Source organism: Pseudomonas sp. B21-012 (assembly GCF_024749305.1).
In the GTDB taxonomy this organism is placed as follows: domain Bacteria; phylum Pseudomonadota; class Gammaproteobacteria; order Pseudomonadales; family Pseudomonadaceae; genus Aquipseudomonas.
In genome coordinates, this window is record NZ_CP087197.1 from 4565073 (window position 1) to 4587401 (window position 22329).

Consider the following 22329-nt stretch of genomic DNA (forward strand, 5'->3'; position numbering starts at 1 on the left):
GCCATTATTCAGGATGGACTAATGCTGAGTTCCTATACTCCTGCACAACGGTCTCCAAGCGGGCTATAGGGGGACGAGTGCCAACTCGAAAAAGAGGCATGCTATGGAGTGGCTGGGGCTGCAAATGCTCGCCGAACTTCCGGCAACCGGACAGATCCTTCTCGATTGCAGGCACAACCCCTACCTGGTGCTGCTTGCCTTTCTGATCGCCTGTGCCGGCAGCTTCGCCACCCTCGACATGGCCGAGCGCCTGAGCCACGTCGAGCAACCCGCGGCCCAGCGGCAATGGCGCTTGCTCGGCGCCTGCTGTCTGGCTGGCGGCATCTGGGCCATGCACTTCATCAGCATGCTGGCCCTGCAAACGCCGCTGGAGGTTCACTACGACGTGGCCCTGACCGGGGTCTCGCTGCTGATCATGCTGCTGGCCGGCTGGATGGCCATGAACACCCTGAGCCGCCAGCAACTGCTGCCGCGCCACTACCTGCAAGCGGCGGTGTGCTTCGGCCTGGGGATCATTGCCATGCACTACACCGGCATGGCCGCCATGCGCTCCAGCGCCCAGCAGTTCTATCGCCCCGACCTGTTCGCCGCCTCGGTCGCTGCCGCCATCGCCACCAGCCTCGCGGCGCTGCTGTTCGCCCGTTATTTGCGCAATGGCAGCGGCACCCTCTTTCAACTGATGAAATACGGCGCCAGCCTGCTGATGGCCGGCGGCATTGTCGCGACCCATCTGCTGGGCATGGCCGCCTTGACCCTGGTACTACCCGCGGACACCGCGCTGTCGCTGCCGGTCAGCGACAACAGCCTGCAACTGAGCCTGACCATCGCCTTCATTACCCTGTTGATCAGCGCCAGCAGCATCAGCGCCGCGCTCTCGGACAAGAAGCTGCAAAGCAAGGAGCACGACCTGCGCCGGGTCAACGTGCTGCTCAGCCAGCTCGACCAGGCCCGGGTGTCCTTGCAGCAGGCCGCCCACTACGACGCCCTGACCAACCTGGTCAACCGCCGCGGCTTCAACCAGGTGTTCGCCGAGCGCCTGGCCGAGCAAACCGCCAATGACGGCATGCTGGCGGTGATGTTCCTCGACATCGATCACTTCAAGCGCATCAACGACAGCCTTGGCCATGATGCAGGCGACGAGTTGCTCAAGGTGATTGCCGCGCACATCAAGACCGCCACCCGCAGCCAGGATGTGGTCGCCCGTTTCGGTGGCGACGAGTTCTGCATCCTCACCGCCCTGCACAGCCGCGATGAGGCCCGGCACCTGGCCCAGCGCATCATGCAGAAGATGAAGGAGCCGATCGACCTGGCCGGTCGGCGCATGGTTATGACCACCAGCATTGGTATCAGCGTGTTCCCCGATGATGGCCGCAGTTGTGACGAGCTGTTGAAAAACGCCGACCTGGCCCTGTATCAATCCAAGGGTTGCGGGCGCAACAACCTGAACTTCTTCAACAGCAACCTGAAAACCCGCGCCACCCTCGAGCTGCAACTGGAAGAAGAACTGCGCATCGCCCTGCTCGAAGAACGTGGCCTGCGCATCCACTACCAACCGATTTTCGACCTTCACAGCGGCCAGGTGGCCAAGCTCGAGGCCCTGGTGCGCTGGCAACATCCACAGCACGGGCTGCTCAGCCCGGACCGCTTCATCGGCATTGCCGAAGCCAACGGCCTGATCGCCGAACTCGACCTATGGGTGTTGCGCCATGCCTGCGAAGACCTGGCCCAGCTCAACCGTCACGGCTATGACGGGCTCAAGGTGACCGTCAACTGCTCGGCGTTGACCCTGGCCCGCGAAGAACTGGCCCAGGAAGTCGAAGATGCCCTGCGTCAGGCCGGCATTCCGGCGCGCCAGCTGGAGCTGGAAGTCACCGAAAACGCGCTGATGGGCAACATTCACAACACCATCGCCCTGCTCAAGCGCATCCGCGCCCAGGGCGTGTCGCTGTCGATCGATGACTTTGGCACCGGCTACTCGTCACTGGCCTACCTCAAGCGCTTGCCGCTGGATACCCTGAAGATCGATCGCTCGTTCATTCAGGATGTACCGCGTTGCCGTCAGGACATGGAAATCGTCCAGGCCATCATCGTCATGGCCCACACCCTGCACCTGCAGGTGATCACCGAAGGCGTTGAAACCACCGAGCAGTACCAGTTCCTCGCCCAGCAAGGCTGCGATTACCTCCAGGGCTACCTGCTCAGCCGGCCCGTGCCACTGGGTGAACTGCGGCCGATCCTGGGCGAACTCAACCAGCGCCATGAACAGGCGCTGAGCAGCATCAATCCTTACGCCGGTACAGATCAATCAGTGTCGCCGGATCTTTTTGCAGATAGCCCTGACTACCATGCAAGCGCATCAGTTGGGCGGCCAGGCCGCTGATCGGGGTCGACGAACCCTGTTCGCGGGAAAATTTCACCGCGCTATCCAGATCCTTGAGCAAGGTGCGCACGTGCCACTTCACCGGCTCGAAGCGACTGGCGGCCATTTGCGGGGCCAGGATCTGCAGCGGCCTTGAATCGGCAAAACCACCCGCCAGGGCCTCGGCGATCAGGCTGGCGTCGACGCCTGATTGCTCGGCCAGCGCCACCACCTCGGCAATCACCAGCGCATTGCAGGCAACGATCATCTGGTTGCAGGCCTTGGTTACCTGCCCTGCCCCGACCGGCCCCATGTGGGTCACGCGTTGACCAAGGGTCAACAACAGCGGGCGCACGCGCTCAAGGTCGGCCGCCTCACCACCGACCATGATCGCCAAAGTGCCGGCTTCGGCGCCTGGCGTGCCGCCGGAGACCGGGGTGTCGAGCCAGTGCATGCCGGTTTTCGCCGCCAGTTCGCTGGCCATCTCACGGGTAGCGGTCGGCTCGAGGCTGGAGAAATCCACCAGCAACTGGCCGGCCTTGCCTGCGCCAGCAATGCCCTGCTCACCAAACACCACCTCGCGCACCACCGCCGTGTCGGCCAGGCACAGCATCAGCACCTCGGCGTGCTGGCACAGCTCGGCCGGAGTCGCCACCTGGCGGGCACCGGCCTTGACCAGTTCGGCGCATTTGTCCGCCGAGCGGTTCCACACCGTCAGCGGATAACCCGCGGCCAGCAACCGCCGACACATGGGCAAGCCCATCAGCCCGATACCGGCAAACCCCAACGAAGGACGTGCAGTGCTCATGTACAGCTCCAGACAGATTAAAGAAGTTGACTGATCGGACGATTCAGTTTGCAGGCGTGGCAAGGAAAACTCCTACACAGGCATCGGGTTAACCCCTATCGCCCACGCCAAATGCGCACTGATACAGTCGCGAACCTCATCCAGTGATGGCTCTATGCTACCTACTAGAACAGCCACCCACCCCCAGGCAAATGGCGCAAAATGACCTCCAAGACTACTTCTGCCAACGCGGTTTCCGAGCTGACATCACCCACTCCCGCGTACAGCGCTCCCGGCTCGAGCTACTACAGCCCGCGGGCGCTCAACCCGCAGCAGTACCTGTACTTCACCGAAACCGATATCCAGCGCATCCTCGACAACCTCGATGGCCTGCGTGACCTGGTGTTCCCGCCCAGCGTGCATGTCGAAGACGACACCCAGTTGCGCCTGGACCAGCAGTTCCCCTCGGTGTGCCTGATTGGCCTGGGCCGTTGTGGCTCGAACATCGCCCTGGATGTCGCAGAACTTGTATACAACGCCAGGACCTTCTACCTCAACGAATTCAACAACGAAGACCGCGCCGGCAGCGAACCGAACTACAGCCCGGCGCGCTGGATTCGCAACAACCTGCGCCTGGTGCAGAACAAGGGCACCAAGCCGGTGTTCCTGGTAGAGCCGCTGGTGATGCTCGGCGACCTCGACAAGGACATCGCCGGGCGCATCCGTTTTTCGCGCAAGGGTGAGAAGAGCGGTTTTATCCGCGACTACAGCAAAATGAAAATCATGGACCTGTCGGAAGTCCATGCCGGTGGCGCCGGTAACGCGCCGATCCTCGGCCAGTACCTGGCCAAGATCATCCTCAACAAGGAAACCCACCGCTTCTCCAGCGCCGACTGGAAGCTGATCCACTCGTACCTGATCGACTCCTGCGGGATCAAGGCCAACCAGTCACGCCTGTATTTCTACATCTTCAGCGCCGGTGGCGGTACCGGCTCGGGCATGGCTTCGGAGTTCGGCCTGGCCCAGCAATATTCGTACATGAACAAGACGTTCGACACCAAGCCGGCCGACGAGAACGACGGCAAGAGCGGTCATTCGTTCGTCTTCGAGCCGATCTTCACCAGCGGTATCTGCGTGCTGCCGAACATCTCCGATCATCGCAGCGAAATGTCCGAAGCCCTGCACATCAACGCCGGCCGGTTGTTGTGCAAGTACCTGTCCGAGGAATGGGACTTCTCGTACAACTTCGACAATGAAGACAGCAGCGAGGCCAGCGTCATGGGCCGCATCCGCCCCTGGAACGCGATGATGCTGATTTCCAACGACATCATGCGCTACGCCGAAGAGAACGATGACGGCAACATCCAGAACATCGACGTCAACGCCATGGAGAAGCATGCCAACCAGTACATCTCCCAGCAGATCTTCAACATCCTCACCGCCCAGGCAGTGACCACCGACTACGACCAGAACTACTTCCGTCGTGCCGGCATCGACATCGGCGAAACCATCCGCCTGGATGCCAACGACCTGTTCATGAGCCTGGCAGGCCCCGTGGCCATCGCCTACGCCGAATCGGTAGTGCCGGAACAGCCCTCGCCCAGCTCGGACAAATTCAAGGTGTTCGAGAAAGAGCAGCCACGGCTGAACATCGACGACCTGTTCTTCCGCTCCATCGACCTGCCGCACTTCAACAAGGTGACCCAGGCGATCGAAGGCATCAGCCTGCTGCCGATTGAATCCCGCCGCTACCGCGCCGCCCTTGAGCAATACCAGGCCTCCGGCTACGACGCGGCGGCGCTGCACGACCTGCATTTTTTCAAGAACTGCTCGTCGGTGGTGTCGATCGTGTCGCTGCCCAAGGACTACAAGCTGTCGTACATGGACCTGAACCGGCTCAAGACTCACCTCAACAGCCTGTTCCCCAACACCACGCTCAAGCGCTATGCGCTGGTGATCGGTGCCTCGGCGAACCTGTCGCTGACCACCCTGATCGCCAAGAGCCCGTGCCTGTCGGACGACTTCCTGACCCTGATCGTGGCCTTTATCAAGCGCTGTTTTGCGCGTAACCCGTACCGCTTCGACGATACCCTGGACAATGCCATCCTTGAGTTCATCACCAGCGATGCCTTCGATGAAGACCGCATCGATGACCTGCTCAACGAGTTCGAGAACCCGGCGAAGATCCTCGATACCAACTGGTACGCGATCAAACCGATGTACGAGAAGAAATACCGCGAGCTGATCAACGACAAGAGCAAGTTCGTCTCGATCAATGACATCCGGCTATCACGCGAATGCGTGAAGAAAGCGGTGAAATACCTGCGTGAGATCTACCGTCACCGCATCGGCAAGACCCGGGTGATCTCGTTGAACAGCCATACCGGCAAAGTGGATTACTGATTGAAAGCATCGCGGGGCAAGCCCGCTCCTACATCGGTAGGAGCAGGCTTGCCCCGCGATCAGACTGTTACCGCACTGCCTTGGCACACCCAACTGTTACCAACAGCCACCCCGGCTGAACAGTCCCGCGCACCAAAACCATCCCGCTGTGCATTTTCACGCACCATTTTGGCGCGTGATCAGCCGTTGGTCTTTTCCTGAATCACAATAAACGGCGAGACCACCACGGCCCAGATCTCTGGATCGCGGCTCTGAAGGTCTAGTGCCTGCTCTGCAGTGACCGCTCCGACAGTGCCAGCATTACGCCATGCAGCGACGCTTTCGCTACGGTTTTCGGCCATTGCCTGTGCAACATCGATCAGGTCCAGGGTCGGCTCGACCCAAATCAGGTCACCCTTGGCCCAAAAACGCTCCAGCGCTTTCCACTCGATTATTGCTGTCTCGCCGAGCAATTTGGCATAGAGGGTGCTTGGTTGATCTGTCATGGGTTCCTACCAGAAATAATTCGACCGCGATAAAGGTCGGTATTTTTGCAGAAAAACCCAGTTTCAAAATAAGTAATTGATCGACAAGGTAGTAAATGCCCGGGTTTGACCAGAGAAACTGGCAAAACAACGGCGTTTTTCTATAACTTTCTGTCGATTAGGCGACACCCCTGGTTTTTGCCCCGGCGGGCCTGCTTTTCAAGCGACAAAGCAGCGCTCTACACTGTACCGGTACAGTTGCCAGGGCCGTTCCGGGGGTTATCCGGGTCCGTGACGAGGCGTGGCCTCTCATGGAACCTGATCCGGTCCTCAAGCTCTGGCCGCCAGGACTATAAAAATTACAACAGAATGAGTGGAGCACTATGAGTAAGGCTACTAAGCAGATTTCCAAACTGTTTGCCGCAATGGTTCTGGCCGGGGTTGCCAGCCATTCGTTTGCAGCCGATACCATCAAGATCGGCATCGCCGGCCCGAAAACCGGCCCGGTCACTCAGTACGGCGACATGCAGTTCATCGGTGCAAAACAGGCCATCAAGGACATCAACGCCAAGGGCGGCGTCGACGGCAAGATGCTTGAAGCCAAAGAATACGATGACGCTTGCGACCCTAAACAGGCCGTGGCAGTCGCCAACAAAGTGGTCAACGACGGCGTCAAATACGTGGTCGGCCACCTGTGCTCCAGCTCCACCCAGCCTGCGTCCGACATCTACGAAGATGAAGGCGTGATCATGATCACCCCGGCTGCCACCAGCCCGGAAATCACTTCCCGCGGCTACAAGCTGATCTTCCGCACCATCGGCCTGGACAGCGCCCAGGGCCCTGCGGCTGGCAACTACATCGCCGACCATGTGAAACCGAAAGTGGTTGCGGTACTGCACGACAAACAGCAGTACGGTGAAGGCATCGCCAGCGCGGTCAAAACCACCCTCGAAGGCAAAGGTGTCAAGGTTGCCGTGTTCGAAGGCCTGAACGCCGGCGACAAGGACTTCTCCTCGATCATCCAGAAGCTCAAGCAAGCCAATGTCGACTTCGTCTACTACGGCGGCTACCACCCGGAGCTGGGCCTGATCCTGCGTCAAGCCAAAGAGAAAGGCCTGAACGCCAAGTTCATGGGCCCTGAAGGTGTCGGTAACGACTCCATCTCGCAGATCGCCCAAGGCGCCTCCGAAGGCCTGCTGGTGACCCTGCCGAAATCCTTCGACGCCGACCCTGCGAACAAGGCCATCGCCGATGCCATCAAGGCTGACGGCAAAGACCCAAGCGGCCCGTTCGTGTTCCCGGCCTACTCGGCTGTCGAGCTGATCGCCGAAGGCATCAAGGCGGCCAAGTCCGAAGACACCGACAAAGTGGCTGCAGCCATCCATGCCGGCACCTTCAAGACCCCGACCGGCGACCTGTCGTACGACGCCAAAGGCGACCTGAAAGACTTCAAATTCGTGGTCTACGAATGGCATTTCGGCAAACCTAAAACCGAAGTTTCCCCTCAGTAATCCCGTCTGACTATATGACTACAAGCCCACTGTGCGAGCAGTGGGCTTTGTTTTACGAGGTTCATGGGCCTGATTCCCGCGATCCGGGAGCAGGTTCACCTGAAAATCTTAAAACCGTCACCAGCGGTTCGCTGGCAGTTGCCTGTGCCGAAGTGGCCAAGACCACAAGACCAGGCCGGGGGCATCCCCACCAGTGAAATGCGTATCAGGTTTTTAGGAGCGCTGTAATGCCTGAGATCTATCACTTCTTCCAACAGCTGGTTAATGGTCTGACCATTGGCAGCACCTATGCCTTGATAGCCATTGGCTACACAATGGTTTACGGCATCATTGGAATGATCAACTTCGCCCATGGCGAGGTGTACATGATCGGTTCCTACGTGGCCTTCATCGCCCTTGCGGGCCTGGCCATGATGGGGATCGATTCACTGCCGATATTGATGACCGTCGCCTTCGTCGCCACGATCTTCGTTACCAGTGCCTATGGCTACAGTATCGAACGGGTCGCCTACCGTCCGTTGCGTAACAGCAACCGGTTGATCCCGCTGATTTCTGCCATCGGTATGTCGATTTTCCTGCAAAACACCGTATTGCTATCCCAGGACTCCAAGGACAAGTCCATCCCCAACCTGATCCCTGGGAGTATCTCCTTCGGCCCGGGCGGCGCAGAGGAAGTGCTGATCTCCTACATGCAGATCCTGGTTTTCGTAGTCACCCTGGTGGCCATGACCGGTTTGACCCTGTTCATCTCCCGCTCGCGTCTGGGCCGGGCCTGCCGGGCCTGTGCCGAAGACATCAAGATGGCCAACCTGCTTGGCATCAACACCAACAACATCATCGCCCTGACCTTCGTCATCGGTGCCGCCCTGGCGGCCGTGGCGGCCGTGCTGCTGAGCATGCAGTACGGGGTGATCAACCCCAACGCCGGTTTCCTGGTGGGCCTGAAGGCCTTTACCGCGGCTGTGCTGGGCGGCATCGGCAGCATTCCGGGCGCCATGCTCGGCGGGCTGGTGCTGGGGGTGGCTGAAGCCTTTGGCGCCGATATCTTCGGTGACCAGTACAAGGACGTCGTGGCATTCGGCCTGTTGGTTCTGGTGCTGTTGTTCCGTCCGACCGGCATCCTCGGCCGTCCGGAGGTTGAAAAAGTATGAACAAAAATCTTAAACAGGCGTTCTTCAGCGCCTTGCTGGTCTGGGCCGTCGCCTTCCCGGTGCTGGGCCTGAAGCTCAGCATTGACGGCATCAACCTGATTGTTCACAGCCAGGGGCCTTTCACCCTCACGGTCATCGCCGTGTGTTCGGTGCTGATGTTCTTGCGCGTGCTGTTCGACAAGCAGTGGAGCGCGGCAACCAGCCAGCGCTCCGGGCGCAAGTTGATCTCGCCGGCCATGAGCAACTTCCTGACCCTGCCCAAGACCCAGCGCTGGATAATCATCGGTCTGATCATGGTTGCATTGGTCTGGCCGTTCTTCGGCTCGCGCGGCGCGGTCGACATTGCCACCCTGATCCTGATCTACGTGTTGCTGGGCCTTGGCCTGAACATCGTGGTCGGCCTGGCTGGTCTGCTCGACCTGGGTTATGTCGGCTTCTATGCCGTCGGCGCCTACAGCTACGCCCTGCTGTCGCACTACTACGGCCTGAGCTTCTGGATCTGCCTGCCGATCGCCGGCCTGATGGCGGCGACCTTCGGCTTCCTGCTCGGCTTCCCGGTATTGCGTCTGCGCGGCGACTACCTGGCCATCGTGACCCTGGGTTTCGGTGAAATCATCCGCCTGTTCCTGCGAAACCTCACCGGCCTTACCGGCGGCCCCAACGGGATCAGCAACATCGAGAAACCAACCTTCTTCGGCCTGACCTTCGAACGCAAGGCCGCCGAGGGCATGCAGACCTTCCACGAGTTCTTCGGCCTGCAGTACAACTCGATCAACAAGGTGATCTTCCTCTACCTGGTGGCGCTGCTGCTGGCGTTGCTGGCGCTGTTCGTGATCAACCGCCTGCTGCGCATGCCGATCGGTCGCGCCTGGGAAGCCCTGCGTGAAGACGAAATCGCCTGCCGCGCACTGGGCCTGAACCCGACCATCATCAAGCTCTCGGCGTTCACCCTGGGTGCCTGCTTCGCCGGTTTCGCCGGCAGCTTCTTCGCCGCACGCCAGGGTCTGGTGACACCGGAGTCGTTCACCTTCATCGAATCGGCCATCATCCTCGCCATCGTCGTGCTCGGCGGCATGGGCTCGCAACTGGGCGTGATCCTCGCGGCCATCGTGATGATCCTGCTGCCTGAGCTGATGCGTGAATTCAGCGAATACCGCATGTTGATGTTCGGTGCGCTGATGGTGTTGATGATGATCTGGCGTCCGCAAGGCCTGCTGCCTATGCAACGTCCACATATGGAGCTGCGTCGATGAGCCGCGAAATTCTGCAAGTCAGCGGCCTGAGCATGCGCTTCGGCGGCTTGTTGGCGGTCAACGGCGTGGCCCTGACCGTCAAGGAAAAACAGGTAGTGGCGTTGATCGGCCCGAACGGCGCCGGCAAGACCACGGTGTTCAATTGCCTGACCGGTTTCTACAAGCCGAGCGCCGGCAGTATCCTGCTCGACGGCCAGCCGATCCAGGGCCTGGCCGGCCATCAGATCGCCCGCAAGGGTGTGGTGCGGACCTTCCAGAACGTGCGTCTGTTCAAAGAGATGACCGCCCTGGAAAACCTGCTGATCGCCCAGCACCGGCACCTGAACACCAACTTCTTCGCCGGCCTGCTCAAGACCCCGTCCTTTCGCCGCAGCGAGCTGGAAGCAAAAGAGTACGCACGGTACTGGCTGGAGAAGGTCGACCTGCTCGAGTTCGCCAACCGCCCCGCCGGTACACTTGCCTACGGCCAGCAACGGCGCCTGGAAATCGCCCGCTGCATGATGACCCGTCCACGGATCATCATGCTCGACGAACCGGCGGCCGGCCTCAACCCGAAAGAGACCGAAGACCTCAAGGCGCTGATCAGCGTGCTGCGTGAAGAGCACAACGTCACCGTGCTGCTGATCGAGCACGACATGAAACTGGTCATGAGCATCTCCGACCACATCGTGGTGATCAACCAGGGCACGCCCCTGGCCGACGGTACGCCGGAACAGATCCGCGACAACCCTGAAGTGATCAAAGCCTACCTGGGGGAAGCGTAAATGCTGCAGTTCGAAAACGTTTCCACCTTCTACGGCAAGATCCAGGCACTGCACAGCGTCAACGTCGAGATCCGCCAGGGCGAGATCGTCACCCTGATCGGTGCCAACGGTGCCGGCAAATCGACCCTGCTGATGACCCTCTGCGGCTCGCCGCAAGCGAGCAGCGGCAGCATCCGCTACCTGGGTGAAGAGCTGGTCGGCCAGCCGTCCTCGCACATCATGCGCAAGAGCATCGCTGTGGTCCCTGAAGGCCGCCGCGTGTTCGCCCGCCTGACCGTGGAAGAAAACCTGGCCATGGGCGGTTTCTTCACCGACAAGGGCGATTACCAGGAGCAGATGGACAAGGTCCTGCAACTGTTCCCGCGCCTGAAGGAGCGCTTCAGCCAGCGTGGCGGCACCATGTCCGGCGGCGAGCAGCAGATGCTCGCCATCGGCCGGGCGCTGATGAGCAAACCCAAGCTGCTGCTACTCGACGAGCCATCGCTGGGCCTGGCACCGATCATCATCCAGCAGATCTTCGACATCATCGAACAACTGCGCCGTGATGGCGTGACGGTGTTCCTGGTCGAACAGAACGCCAACCAGGCGCTGAAAGTCGCCGACCGTGCCTATGTGCTGGAAAACGGCCGGGTGGTGATGGAAGGCACCGGTGAAGCGCTGCTGACCGACCCGAAAGTCCGCGACGCCTACCTGGGCGGTTGATGCCAGACGCTATATGCCACAAATGAAAAAAGGCCTTCGGGCCTTTTTTCTTGCCTGCTGTAACGCCTCCAGGGCACCGGACTCTAGTGCTGCAGGTGGGCCAGAAGCGCTGGCTCTAACCTCCCCTTACTACTGGAGCCTCATCATGAACAAGTCCCTCAGCGCCGCCGCACTTATCCTCTCCCTGGGCTCGAGCCTGGCCTTTCTGCCTGTTGTCCACGCCGCCGACGACATGAAAATGAGCAAGGAAGCAAGCATGGAGAAAGACATGAAAATGGACAAGAAAATGGCCGACGACAAGAAGATGGACATGAGCAACGACATGAAGATGGACAAGAAGATGGACAAGAACGGCAAGATGATGAAAAACGAAATGCACGACGACAAGATGTAACCCCTACAGGGTCCGCAAGGCCTGGCTGCTGCGCCTGAACCAGGCCAGCAGGTAATCGGCCAGCACCTGGACCCGCTGCGGCATCCCGCCTTGATAGGGGTGCACCAGGAACAACGGCACGCTGCGCGTCTGATAGTCGCGCAGCAACCACTGCAAGCGGCCGTCAGCCAGTTCTGCATGGAGCATGTACGACGGCAGACGGGCGACCCCGGCGCCCAACAGCGCCGCCTTCTTCAGCAAACTGTAATGATTGCTGGCAAAGCTGCCCGCCACCTGCACCCGCAACAGTTCGTGCTGCTGGTGATACAACCACTCTTCACGGCCGCTGTAATGGCTGTTGAGCAGGCAGCGATGGCTGCTCAGTTCGCCCGGCACCATCGGTTCGCCATAGCGCTGCAAGTAGGCCGGGCTGGCGCATGTCAGCTCCTGCATGGCCAGCACCGGGCGGGCAACCAGTCGCGCGTCATCCTGGACATCGGTGCGAATCGCCAGGTCAAAGCCGTCGCCCAACAAGTCGCGATAGCCGTTATTGAGCTCAAGCTCCACTTGCAGGTCCGGGTAGCGAGCGGCGAACTCAAGCAGCAATCCTTCAAAAAACGTCTCGCCCAACGACACCGGCACGGTGATACGCACCGGTCCCGCCAGTTCGTCCTTGAGCATGGCCAGAGTTTGCCGCGCCCCTTCCATTTGCCGCACCAGTGCCTGCGCCTGGGGCAGCAACATGGCGCCGGCAGCGGTCAGGCTCAGCCGCCGGGTAGTGCGGTGCAGCAACTTCACCGAATGGCTGGCTTCAAGGGCGCTGATGCGCTTGGACAGTTGCCCCTTGCTCCAGCCCAGTTGTTGCGCGGCCAAGGTAAAGCTGCCGGCATCCATCAGCACGGCAAAGGCCGCCAGGTCATCGAGGTCGCTCATGGATTGTTTCCAGATGAAAACCAAAGGTTGCCTATTAGCACGCTTATCTACAGAAAAATCCACCCTAGACTTGAGCCTTGTCTACACACCCTACGAGGAATGGCTCAATGAAAATCTTGTTGATCGGCGCCAGCGGTACCATCGGTTCGGCGGTTGCCAAAGAGCTGGAGCAACGTCATGAAGTGCTGCGCATCGGCCGCAGCAGCGGCGACTATCAGGTGGACATCAGCGACAGTGCCTCGATCCGGCGCCTGTTCGAGCAAACCGGCCGCTTCGACGCCCTGGTCTGCGCCGCCGGCAATGTCACCTTCGCCGCCCTCGATGAAATGAACGCAGAGCACTTCGCCCTGGGCCTGAACGACAAGCTCATAGGCCAGGTCAACCTGCTGCTGATCGGCCGCGAGTTCATCAATGATGGCGGCTCGTTCACCTTTACCAGCGGCATCCTCAACCGCGACCCGATTCGCACCGGGGCCTCGGCCGCGCTGGTTAACGGCGCCCTCGATGCGTTCGTCAAAGCTGCCGCCATCGAATTGCCCCGTGGCCTGCGGGTCAATACCATCAGCCCCACTGTACTGGTCGAAGCCATGCCGGCCTATGCGCCATATTTTCGCGGTTTCAAACCCGTTCCGGCCGCCGACGTGGCACTGGCCTATGCCAAGAGCGTCGAAGGTTTGCAAACCGGCCAGACCTACCAGGTGGGCTAAGGCCTTGTGATCGGCGACCAGCCTGCGTAACGTGGCGGCACCTTTTGCTCGAGATGCTGGAGTTTGCTTGATGCGTGCCGCCCCTTCGCTGTTGCTTGTCGCCTTGTTGCCGCTGTTCGCCGGCTGCCAGATGCTGGCTGAAAAACCGCAAGCCGCCTCTACCGCCGGCCAGACCCGCATGCAGGGCGAACTGACGGCCCAGGGCGGACAGCTGCTGTTCAAGCCCTGTGAAGAGACCCGCCGCTTTGCCGTGACCGACAGCGGCAACACCGGCCTGCTGCAGGAAGCCAGCGCGCTGGCGGCCACCCCCGGCACCCTGTTCGCCGACGTGCGCGGTACCTTGTCGGCCAGCGCAAAGGCCGGCAACGACGGCCAGTTGAACGTACAACGCCTGTACCGCATCGAACACTCCAGCAGCGCCTGCAGCGACCCCAACTTCAAGCGCCTGACCCTGCGCGCCAGTGGCCACGAGCCGGACTGGAACCTCAAGGCCGGCGGCAAGGGCATGGTCCTCGAACGCCTCGGCCAGCCAACACTGGCGGTCCCTTTCCTGGAAGAACAGCTGCCCGACGGGCGCTTCAGCCTCAACACCGAGGCCAACGGCCAGAAAGTCGAGCTCTGGGTCGCTCCGCAACGCTGCGTCGACAGCGCCACCGGCAGTGTCCAGCATCTGATCGCCGAGCTACGGGTGGACGGCCAGACCCTGCGCGGCTGCGCCTACTACGGTGGCTCACGCAACGACTGATCATCGGCGCCTGCGTTTAACCTGCCTGCAAAGGCGGCGAACAGCTTATACTTGGCGGTTTGTGTAAAGCCGCCGGCCGTTCATGGCCGGGATACTGGACCCTGCCATGTTACGAATCACCGAACTGAAGCTGCCGCTGGATCATCCTGATGAAGCCCTGCGCGAGGCCATCGTGCAACGCCTTGGGATCAGCGACGAGCAACTGCTGGACTTCACCCTGTTCAAGCGCAGCTACGATGCGCGCAAGAAGAACAGCGAGCTGCTGTTCATCTATACCATCGACCTGCAGGCGAGCAACGAAGCCGAACTGCTGCAAAAGTTCGCCGACGATCACAACGTCAACGTCGCCCCCGATGTCAGCTACAAAGTGGTTGGCCAGGCACCTGCCGACCTGCAGGAGCGGCCCATTGTGGTCGGCTTCGGCCCGTGCGGGATTTTCGCCGGCCTGCTGCTGGCGCAGATGGGCTTCAAGCCGATCATCCTCGAGCGCGGCAAGGAAGTTCGCCAGCGCACCAAGGACACCTGGGGCCTGTGGCGCAAAAGCGTGCTCAATCCCGAGTCGAACGTGCAGTTCGGCGAAGGCGGCGCCGGGACCTTCTCCGACGGCAAGCTGTACAGCCAGATCAAGGACCCGCAGCACCACGGCCGCAAGGTATTGCACGAGTTCGTCAGAGCCGGTGCACCGGACGAGATCCTCTACGTCAGCAAGCCGCACATCGGTACCTTCCGTCTGACCGGCATGGTCGAAAACATGCGCCAGGAAATTCAGGCACTGGGCGGCGAAGTACGCTTCGAACAGAAGGTCACCGACCTGTTGATGGACGACGGCCAGCTCAATGGCGTAGTCCTGGAAAGTGGCGAACAGCTGCACTCGCGCCACGTCGTCCTGGCCCTGGGCCACAGTGCCCGTGACACCTTCCGCATGCTGCACGCCCGTGGCGTGTTCATGGAAGCCAAGCCGTTCTCCATCGGTTTTCGGATCGAGCACCCGCAATCGCTGATCGACCAGGCGCGCCTGGGCAAGTATGCCGGCCACCCGAAACTCGGTGCAGCCGATTACAAGCTGGTGTACCACGCCAAGAACGGCCGTTCGGTCTACAGCTTCTGCATGTGCCCGGGCGGCACCGTGGTTGCCGCTACCAGCGAGCCGGGCCGGGTAGTCACCAACGGCATGAGCCAGTACTCGCGTAACGAGCGCAATGCCAACTCCGGTATTGTTGTCGGCATTACCCCCGAGCAGGACTACCCGGGTGGCCCGCTGGCCGGTATCGAGCTGCAGGAAAAACTCGAAGCCCACGCTTACGTGCTGGGCGGCAGCAACTACCAGGCACCTGCGCAACTGGTCGGTGACTTCGTTGCCGGACGGCCGTCCACCGCCATCGGCAGTGTCGAGCCGTCCTACAAACCGGGGGTGAACCTCGGCGACCTGGCGCCAAGCCTGCCGGATTTTGCCATCGAAGCCATTCGCGAAGCATTGCCAGCCTTCGATCGGCAGATCAAGGGCTACAACCTGCCAGACGCGGTGTTGACCGGGATCGAAACCCGCACCTCATCGCCGCTGCGCATCACCCGTGATGCCAGCATGCAGAGCCTGAACCTCAAGGGCCTGTTCCCGGCGGGTGAAGGTGCTGGTTATGCCGGCGGGATCCTTTCCGCAGGTGTCGACGGGATTCGCATTGCGGAAGCGGTGGCGCGCAGCATGCTCGGTCTGCAGGCCTAAGTAGCTATCGCGGGTCAAGTCGGGTCGCCGCACCGCCGCTCCCACAGAGATATCTGCAATCCTGTGGGAACGGCGGTGCGACGACTCGACGTGATCCGCGATGGGCTGCAAGGCAGCCCGCCTTCAAACACCCTCGCGCAATACCGACTCCGGCAGCGCTTCACCGCGCTCGACACACGCCGTCACCGCCGCGATCATCCCCTCCAGCTGATACCCCTGCCCACTCAACCAGTCCTGGTCATAGTAGGTAGTGGCGTAGCGATCGCCGCCGTCGCAGAGGATCGCCACGATCGAGCCGGCCTCCCCCGCCGCGCGCATGTGTTGCGCCGCCGCCAGGGCGCCGATCAGGTTGGTACCACTGGAGCCGCCGACCCGCCGCCCCAGGCGCTGGGCCAGGTAATGCATGGCCGCCAGTGACAGGGCGTCCGGCACCTTGACCATGGCGTCGATCACCTGCGCCAGGAACGACGCCTCGACCCGCGGCCGGCCGATGCCTTCGATGCGCGAACCACAGTCCAGGCGCAGGGAACGGTCACCGGTCTTGTAGCAGTCGAAAAATACCGAGCGCTCGGCATCGGCGCACAACACCCGGGTGGCGTGCTGGCGATAACGCACGTAACGGCCCAGGGTCGCGGTAGTGCCACCGGTACCGGGGCTGGAAATCAGCCAGCTCGGTTCGGGAAATTGCTCGAAGCGCATCTGGGCAAAGATCGACTCGGCGATGTTGTTGTTCGCCCGCCAGTCGGTAGCGCGCTCGGCATAGGTGAACTGGTCCATGAAGTGTCCGCCGCTTTCCCGGGCCAGACGCTCGGACTCGGCGTAGATCTGCGTCGGATCCTGCACCAGGTGGCTCTGGCCACCATAGAAGGCGATCTGGGCGATCTTTTCCTGCGAGGTACTGGCTGGTACCACGGCAATGAAGGGCAGCCCAAGCAAGCGCGCAAAGTAGGCTTCGGAAATCGCCGTCGAGCCGCTCGACGCCTCGATTACCGGCGCGCCCGGACGCAACCAGCCGTTACACAGGGCATAAAGAAACAACGAACGCGCCAGCCGGTGCTTGAGGCTGCCAGTGGGGTGGCTCGACTCATCCTTGAAATACAGCTCAACCTCAGGAAACCCCGGCAGCGGCAGCGGGATCAGGTGGGTATCGGCGCTGCGCTGGAAGTCCGCTTCGATGATGCGGATGGCTTCACGGGCCCACTGGCGGTGATCGGTCATGGTCGATTCTCGGGCAAAAAGTTCGAAGTTCAGCAGAACATGTTAGGAAAATTCTGATAATTGCTACAGATACAGCCACGGTGAATTATCGACTGCAACTGCTAGGCTGCATGGCGTGAGTTGGTTACAGCTTATAACAAAAAAGAATATAGTTTTTGTTTTAAAGAATATCACCACAGGGTAGGGTGTGCCCCTATCAGAACCTTCAGGATGGAGAGCGCCCTTGCCCCTGCGTAGCACTTTCACTCGTTTCTTTCAGTTGGAAGCTGCCAGCGGTCTATTACTGATTGCTGCAGCTGCCCTGGCCTTGATCATCAACAACTCGCCCTTGTCGTACCTGTACAACGGCTTGCTGGATGTTCCCGTAGTCGCCCAGATTGGCGCGCTGAAAATCGCCAAGCCCCTGTTGTTATGGATCAACGACGGGCTGATGGCCCTGTTCTTTCTGCTGATTGGCCTGGAGGTCAAGCGCGAGGTGGTCGACGGGCATCTGTCCAAGCCTTCGCAGATCGTCTTGCCCGGCGCAGCCGCTATCGGCGGCATGGTGGTACCGGCGCTGATCTACTGGTTCCTCAACAAGGACAACCCGGCTGCCGTGGCTGGCTGGGCAATCCCCATGGCCACCGACATCGCCTTCGCCCTCGGCGTGCTGGCCTTGCTCGGCAAGCGCGTACCGGTTTCGCTCAAGCTGTTCCTGATGACCCTGGCGATCATCGACGACCTGGGGGCGATCATCGTTATCGCCCTGTTCTACTCGGGTACCCTGTCGAGCCTGTCGCTGGGCCTGGCGGCAGCTTGCCTGCTGGTACTGATCGCGATGAACCGCATGGGCGTGGTCAAGCTTGGCCCGTACATGGTGGTCGGCCTGATCCTCTGGGTCTGCGTGCTCAAGAGCGGTGTGCACGCCACCCTGGCCGGTGTCACCCTGGCGCTGTGCATTCCGCTGCGCACCAAGAACGCCGAGCCTTCGCCGCTGCTGAGCCTGGAGCATGCCCTGCACCCCTGGGTTGCCTATGGCATCCTGCCGCTGTTCGCCTTCGCCAACGCCGGTGTGTCACTGGCCGGGGTCAGCCTCGAAAGCTTCACCCATCACGTGCCGATGGGCATTGCCGTAGGTTTGCTGGTAGGCAAGACCCTCGGCGTGTTCGGCTTCGCCTGGCTGATGATCAAGGCAGGCATGGCCGCCTTGCCGGCGGGTGCCAACTGGGGCCAGGTGCTGGGTGTGGCGATTCTCTGCGGCATCGGCTTCACCATGAGCCTGTTTGTCGGCTCCCTGGCCTTCGTGCCGGGTAGCAGCGAATACGCCGGCATGGACCGCATGGGCATTCTCACCGGTTCCATTCTGGCCGCGCTGATCGGCTATGGCATCACCGCGCTGTCGAGTCGCAAGCCCGTCACGGCCTGAGTCTCAAGGCAATAAAAAACCCCGACCGGCGTTGCCGAGTCGGGGTTTTTAATGGGTGGTGCAAAACTCAGTGAGTGACGCGGCTGGTGCCGTCGACGGTCATGATCCGCACACGCTCGCCGACGCGGAAGATCTCGTTCTGCTGCACGGCCTGCACGTAGGCACGCATGCTGCCGTCATCTTCACGCACGGTGATTTCCACGCCTTGGGTGCGGGTCAGGCCTTCTTCGGCGGCGGAGCCTGCCAGGCCACCGGCCACGGCGCCGATCACGGCGGCAACGATACTGCCGCGGCCACCACCTACCGCACTGCCGGCGACGCCGCCGACGATGGCACCGGCGCCGCCGCCGATCGGGGTCTTGGTCCCTTCGATTTTTACCGGCCGCAGGGACTCGATGGTGCCCATGCGCACGGTCTGCACACGGCGCGCTTCATCACGGGAGTACGAATCGCCGGTCAGGCTCGAGGCACAACCACCAAGCAGCAGCGACATTGTGGTGAAGCTTGCCACCAGCAGAACAGATTTACGCATTGGATGATCTCCGTAAGACAGATGCTCATTAGACTCCGCGCATTGACGACTGTCACGACACATGCGGGGTAAAATTGCTTCCATTCAGCTTCCGTACAGCCTGTTGCTATCGGGGCAGCCTGTAGAAACTTCTAGCGCAAGGATAGACATGGATTACTTCATCGTCGTCATAACCACCGTGGCAGGCTTGTACTTCCACTGGTGGATCTACGTTCGCATCAAGCGCTGGATGGACCGTGACCTGGCCTTGTCGCTGGCAGGCCAGGACGAAGGCAAGAAAGCCTTCATGCTACAACGTCTGGACAGCGCCAAGGCGCAAAAGGTCAAACGCAGTGAACTGGCGGCCTGGCTGGAACGCGAGGCCGCCGGTTACCAGGCCGATTAAGGCGCGAGGCGCTCACGCAGCCAGTTACCTTGCTGCAAGCGATAGTTGAGGCGGTCGTGCAGGCGGCTGGCGCGGCCCTGCCAGAACTCGATGCGCTCGGGTAGCAGGCGGTAGCCACCCCAGTGCTCCGGACAGTGTGGCTGGTTGTCGCTAAAGCGCTGTTCGGTGGCCTTGACCAGGCCCTCGAGCTCGGCGCGGTCGGCGATCACCCGGCTCTGCGGTGAGGCCCAGGCGCCCAGGCGGCTGCCCAGCGGGCGCACCTGGTAATACTCGTCCGATTCTTGCGGGCTGACCTTGACCACCCGGCCCTCAATACGCACCTGACGCTCCAGCGCCGGCCAGAAGAAGGTCATGGCCGCGAACGGGTTGGCCAGCAGTTGCTGGCCCTTGGCGCTGTCGTAGTTGGTGAAGAAGGTAAAACCCTCCTCGTCCAGGCCCTTGAGCAGGACGATCCGGCAATGCGGGCGGCCTTCGGCATCCACCGTCGCCAGGGTCATGGCGTTGGCTTCTACCGGCGGCTGCTCGGTTTTCAAAGCATCATCAAACCATTGACGAAACAACGCGAACGGCTGCGCCGGAGCCTGGGCTTCGGTCAGGCCATCGCGGGTGTAATCGCGGCGCATATCGGCCAGGGACTGGGTCATTACTGCGTTCCTTGACGATCAGTTGGTCTTCGCAGGGCTGGTGTTGGCAGCGACTTTTTTCGCTGCTGGCGCCGCGGCCTTCTTCGCCGCTGGCTTGGCGGCAGGCTTCTTGGCAGCGGCCTTGGCCGGCGCGGCTTTCTTGGCCACAGTGGTTTTTTTCGCTGGCGCCTTGGCTGCAGGCTTGGCAGCCGGTTTCGCTGCAGCCTTGGCCGGTGCCTTGGCATCCTGCACGGCAACCAGTTCGGCCGGGCTCGGGGTTGGCTGCTTGTACTTGGCCAGCAGGGCAACCATGGTGTTCTGCGGGGTCAGTACCAGTTCTACACGACGGTTCAAGGCACGGCCTTCAACGCTGTCGTTGGCTGCACGCGGCATTTGCGAGCCCATGCCGCGCAACATCAGGCGATCACGCTCCAGGCCGCTGAGGCGGAAGATCGCCGCCACGGATCCGGCGCGCTCCTGGCTGAGTTTGGTGTTGGCGGCGGCAACACCGCTGGTGTCGGCATGCCCCAGGACCAGCACGGCAGTCTGCTTGTCGGCCTCGACGGCTTTGGCGACCCGGGTGATCGGGCCGAGGGTGACCGGCAGCAGCATCGCTGGGCGATCCGGATTGTAGGAGCTGTCGACCGGCACGGTCACGACCAATACGTCTTCACGGCGCTCGACTTCGAACTTGCTGTCCTTGATCGCTTCGCGCAGCTTTGGCTCGTAGCTGTCCAGCCAGGCCTGGGTGGCCTTGTGGTCGATTTTCGGTACGGCAGCGGCCTTGCCCTTGGCGTCGTCACCAAACGGCCACCACCAGCGGCTGGCGCTTTCCGACTTGGCGTCGGCCTTGGCGACTTTTTCGGTGACCACTTCCTTAACTTCCTTGTCGACGACCTGGTCCGAGCCAAACGGCCACCAGTTGAAGCCGGCATCTGCGGCCCCGTCTTTTTGAGGATGCTGCGCGCAGCCGGTCACGGCCAGGCACAGGGCGAGAGCTAAGGATTTATGCGAAGACATCAGCGATACACCATGAAAATGAAAGAAATTTGGCCCAGCAATGCAGGGCTTTGGAATTCAGAATAGCCAAAGGGTTCAGGCCCCATGGGGGTTAACCGATCAAAGGCAGCTGGCCAATACCCGCACCAGCTTCTGCGCCCGAGGGTCCATGAGCACGTAAGGGCCCAGGGTATTGGTAACAAAACCAAAGGAAACATCGTGTTCCGGATCGGCAAAGCCCACCGAACCGCCCGCCCCCGGGTGACCGAAGGCGCGCGCGCCCAGACCAAAGGTCGCGTTGGCGACGCTCGGCTGGTCAAGCATGCAGCCAAGACCGAAACGGGTCGAGGTCAGCAAAGTCCGATCCTGGCCAAGGCTGTGCTCGCGGGTCAGCTCATCGAGCAGCTCCGACTCCAGCAAACTGCCATCGAGCAGGCCTGCGTAGAAACCGGCGAGGCTGCGGGCGTTGCCGTGGCCGTTGGCCGCCGGTTGCTGCATGCGCCGCCACTCGGGTTTGTTGACGCTGGTAAGCATCCCCGGCGGGTTGGTAAAGGCCCGGGTCGACAGGGCTTGCGGCTCGCGCAGGGTGACCTGGAGCAGGCGCTGGGCCGCCTCGTCGCCCATGTTGCCTTTGCTGCGGGCGATATGCGCAACGCGGGGGAAGTCTTCTTCGCCAAGGCCGATATGAAAGTCCAGGCCCAGCGGCCTGGCCGTGCGGGCGACGATCGATTCGCCTGGCTCGCGGCCATCGGCACGGCGAATCAGTTCGCCGATCAACCAGCCAAAGGTAATGGCCGCATAGCCGTGGGCCGTACCCGGGGTCCACCACGGTGATTCGCCAGCCAGTGCCTGGACCATGGCGTGCCAGTCGTAGAGGGCTTCGGCCGGCATCAGCTCACGCAGGGCCGGCACACCGGCGCGATGGCTGAGCAGTTGCCGCAAGGTAATCGATTGCTTGTCGGCCTGGGCGAACTCCGGCCAGTACCGCGCCACCGGCGCATCCAGGGCCAGCTTGCCTTCGCCGACCAGCTGCAGGGCGGTCACGGCGGTGAACATCTTAGTGCAGGAGAACAGGTTGGCAATGGTATCGCTGTGCCAGGCCTCGGCGCCGTCTTTATCGGCGCTGCCGGCCCAGAGGTCGATGACGGTTTCGCCGCCAACCTGGATGCACAGCGCCGCGCCACGCTCCTGAGGATCGTCGAACAGCGCCGCAAAGGCTTCACGTACCGCTTCAAACTTAAGCTCGTAATGACCCTGAATCTGCACCCAGCAACTCCCGCGAAACCGGCTTATCA

Annotated in this window: 21 protein-coding genes; 13 read left to right on the plus strand and 8 right to left on the minus strand. The window is 61.4% G+C overall.

The genetic code is table 11. The annotated features are described in order from the left end of the window. The first annotated feature begins 103 nt into the window (after positions 1 to 103). Positions 104 to 2380: a bifunctional diguanylate cyclase/phosphodiesterase gene (locus LOY37_RS20840; protein WP_258715633.1), complete on the plus strand. Its 2277-nt coding sequence runs from the start codon at positions 104 to 106 to the stop codon at positions 2378 to 2380. Here the strand turns inward: LOY37_RS20840 and LOY37_RS20845 are convergent. Further along, on the minus strand, positions 2280 to 3167 hold the full coding sequence (locus tag LOY37_RS20845; RefSeq protein ID WP_258607804.1) for an NAD(P)-dependent oxidoreductase: 888 nt from the start codon (positions 3165 to 3167) through the stop codon (positions 2280 to 2282). The genes LOY37_RS20840 and LOY37_RS20845 overlap by 101 nt on opposite strands. A gap of 201 nt (positions 3168 to 3368) precedes the next feature. Here LOY37_RS20845 and LOY37_RS20850 point away from each other — a divergent pair, with 201 nt between their 5' ends. Beyond that, complete coding sequence (locus LOY37_RS20850) at positions 3369 to 5549, plus strand: hypothetical protein (protein WP_045197831.1); 2181 nt, start codon at positions 3369 to 3371, stop codon at positions 5547 to 5549. 179 nt (positions 5550 to 5728) lie between these two features. Here the strand turns inward: LOY37_RS20850 and LOY37_RS20855 are convergent, their stop codons facing one another. Further along, entirely contained in the window at positions 5729 to 6034 is a 306-nt protein-coding gene (locus tag LOY37_RS20855) for a DUF2288 domain-containing protein (RefSeq protein WP_045197829.1), read from the minus strand. 362 nt (positions 6035 to 6396) lie between these two features. Between LOY37_RS20855 and LOY37_RS20860 the strand changes: the two genes are divergently transcribed. The 6 genes from LOY37_RS20860 (at position 6397) to LOY37_RS20885 (ending at position 11788) form a co-directional block, all read left to right on the plus strand. Beyond that, positions 6397 to 7524 carry a branched-chain amino acid ABC transporter substrate-binding protein gene (locus tag LOY37_RS20860; RefSeq protein ID WP_045197827.1) on the plus strand — a complete coding sequence of 376 codons (1128 nt, stop codon included), beginning with the start codon at positions 6397 to 6399 and terminating at the stop codon, positions 7522 to 7524. Positions 7525 to 7751: 227 nt separating this feature from the next. Next, positions 7752 to 8675: a high-affinity branched-chain amino acid ABC transporter permease LivH gene (gene livH, locus LOY37_RS20865; RefSeq protein ID WP_028943524.1), complete on the plus strand. Its 924-nt coding sequence runs from the start codon at positions 7752 to 7754 to the stop codon at positions 8673 to 8675. Next, on the plus strand, positions 8672 to 9928 hold the full coding sequence (locus tag LOY37_RS20870; RefSeq protein ID WP_258715634.1) for a high-affinity branched-chain amino acid ABC transporter permease LivM: 1257 nt from the start codon (positions 8672 to 8674) through the stop codon (positions 9926 to 9928). The genes livH and LOY37_RS20870 overlap by 4 nt, the downstream gene beginning before the upstream one ends. Beyond that, complete coding sequence (gene livG / locus LOY37_RS20875) at positions 9925 to 10692, plus strand: high-affinity branched-chain amino acid ABC transporter ATP-binding protein LivG (protein WP_045197823.1); 768 nt, start codon at positions 9925 to 9927, stop codon at positions 10690 to 10692. The genes LOY37_RS20870 and livG overlap by 4 nt, the downstream gene beginning before the upstream one ends. Next, positions 10693 to 11394, plus strand: coding sequence for an ABC transporter ATP-binding protein (locus LOY37_RS20880; protein ID WP_045197821.1), 702 nt, complete (start codon positions 10693 to 10695; stop codon positions 11392 to 11394). It begins immediately after the preceding gene. A 145-nt stretch (positions 11395 to 11539) separates the two neighbouring features. Then, positions 11540 to 11788, plus strand: coding sequence for a hypothetical protein (locus tag LOY37_RS20885; RefSeq protein WP_258715635.1), 249 nt, complete (start codon positions 11540 to 11542; stop codon positions 11786 to 11788). Between the two features lie 3 nt (positions 11789 to 11791). On the opposite strand, the gene LOY37_RS20890 is transcribed toward LOY37_RS20885, so the two are convergent. Then, on the minus strand, positions 11792 to 12700 hold the full coding sequence (locus LOY37_RS20890; RefSeq protein WP_093380195.1) for a LysR family transcriptional regulator: 909 nt from the start codon (positions 12698 to 12700) through the stop codon (positions 11792 to 11794). Positions 12701 to 12807: 107 nt separating this feature from the next. Here LOY37_RS20890 and LOY37_RS20895 point away from each other — a divergent pair, with 107 nt between their 5' ends. The 3 genes from LOY37_RS20895 (at position 12808) to LOY37_RS20905 (ending at position 15872) form a co-directional block, all read left to right on the plus strand. Next, positions 12808 to 13407 carry a short chain dehydrogenase gene (locus tag LOY37_RS20895; RefSeq protein ID WP_258715636.1) on the plus strand — a complete coding sequence of 200 codons (600 nt, stop codon included), beginning with the start codon at positions 12808 to 12810 and terminating at the stop codon, positions 13405 to 13407. Between the two features lie 70 nt (positions 13408 to 13477). After that, positions 13478 to 14152, plus strand: coding sequence for a COG3650 family protein (locus LOY37_RS20900; RefSeq protein ID WP_045197813.1), 675 nt, complete (start codon positions 13478 to 13480; stop codon positions 14150 to 14152). A gap of 106 nt (positions 14153 to 14258) precedes the next feature. After that, positions 14259 to 15872, plus strand: coding sequence for an NAD(P)/FAD-dependent oxidoreductase (locus LOY37_RS20905; RefSeq protein WP_045197811.1), 1614 nt, complete (start codon positions 14259 to 14261; stop codon positions 15870 to 15872). A gap of 123 nt (positions 15873 to 15995) precedes the next feature. On the opposite strand, the gene LOY37_RS20910 is transcribed toward LOY37_RS20905, so the two are convergent. After that, complete coding sequence (locus LOY37_RS20910; protein ID WP_045197810.1) at positions 15996 to 17090, minus strand: PLP-dependent cysteine synthase family protein; 1095 nt, start codon at positions 17088 to 17090, stop codon at positions 15996 to 15998. A 223-nt stretch (positions 17091 to 17313) separates the two neighbouring features. Here LOY37_RS20910 and nhaA point away from each other — a divergent pair, with 223 nt between their 5' ends. After that, positions 17314 to 18495 carry a Na+/H+ antiporter NhaA gene (gene nhaA / locus LOY37_RS20915; RefSeq protein ID WP_045197808.1) on the plus strand — a complete coding sequence of 394 codons (1182 nt, stop codon included), beginning with the start codon at positions 17314 to 17316 and terminating at the stop codon, positions 18493 to 18495. Positions 18496 to 18562: 67 nt separating this feature from the next. On the opposite strand, the gene LOY37_RS20920 is transcribed toward nhaA, so the two are convergent. Next, the gene (locus tag LOY37_RS20920) at positions 18563 to 19027 is read right to left on the minus strand and encodes a glycine zipper 2TM domain-containing protein (protein ID WP_010221079.1); all 465 of its coding nucleotides are present in this window, start codon (positions 19025 to 19027) and stop codon (positions 18563 to 18565) included. A 148-nt stretch (positions 19028 to 19175) separates the two neighbouring features. Between LOY37_RS20920 and LOY37_RS20925 the strand changes: the two genes are divergently transcribed. After that, the gene (locus LOY37_RS20925) at positions 19176 to 19412 is read left to right on the plus strand and encodes a hypothetical protein (protein WP_038999159.1); all 237 of its coding nucleotides are present in this window, start codon (positions 19176 to 19178) and stop codon (positions 19410 to 19412) included. Here the strand turns inward: LOY37_RS20925 and pdxH are convergent. The 3 genes from pdxH to LOY37_RS20940 all read right to left on the minus strand — a co-directional run bounded on the left by pdxH (position 19409) and on the right by LOY37_RS20940 (position 22300). Then, complete coding sequence (pdxH, locus tag LOY37_RS20930) at positions 19409 to 20056, minus strand: pyridoxamine 5'-phosphate oxidase (RefSeq protein ID WP_258715637.1); 648 nt, start codon at positions 20054 to 20056, stop codon at positions 19409 to 19411. The two genes, LOY37_RS20925 and pdxH, sit on opposite strands and share 4 nt — an antisense overlap. Positions 20057 to 20074: 18 nt before the next feature. Next, complete coding sequence (locus LOY37_RS20935) at positions 20075 to 21055, minus strand: OmpA family protein (protein ID WP_258715638.1); 981 nt, start codon at positions 21053 to 21055, stop codon at positions 20075 to 20077. Between the two features lie 99 nt (positions 21056 to 21154). Then, a complete protein-coding gene (locus LOY37_RS20940; protein ID WP_258594637.1) occupies positions 21155 to 22300 on the minus strand; it encodes a serine hydrolase domain-containing protein in 1146 nt (381 codons plus the stop codon). Positions 22301 to 22329 lie beyond the last annotated feature (29 nt).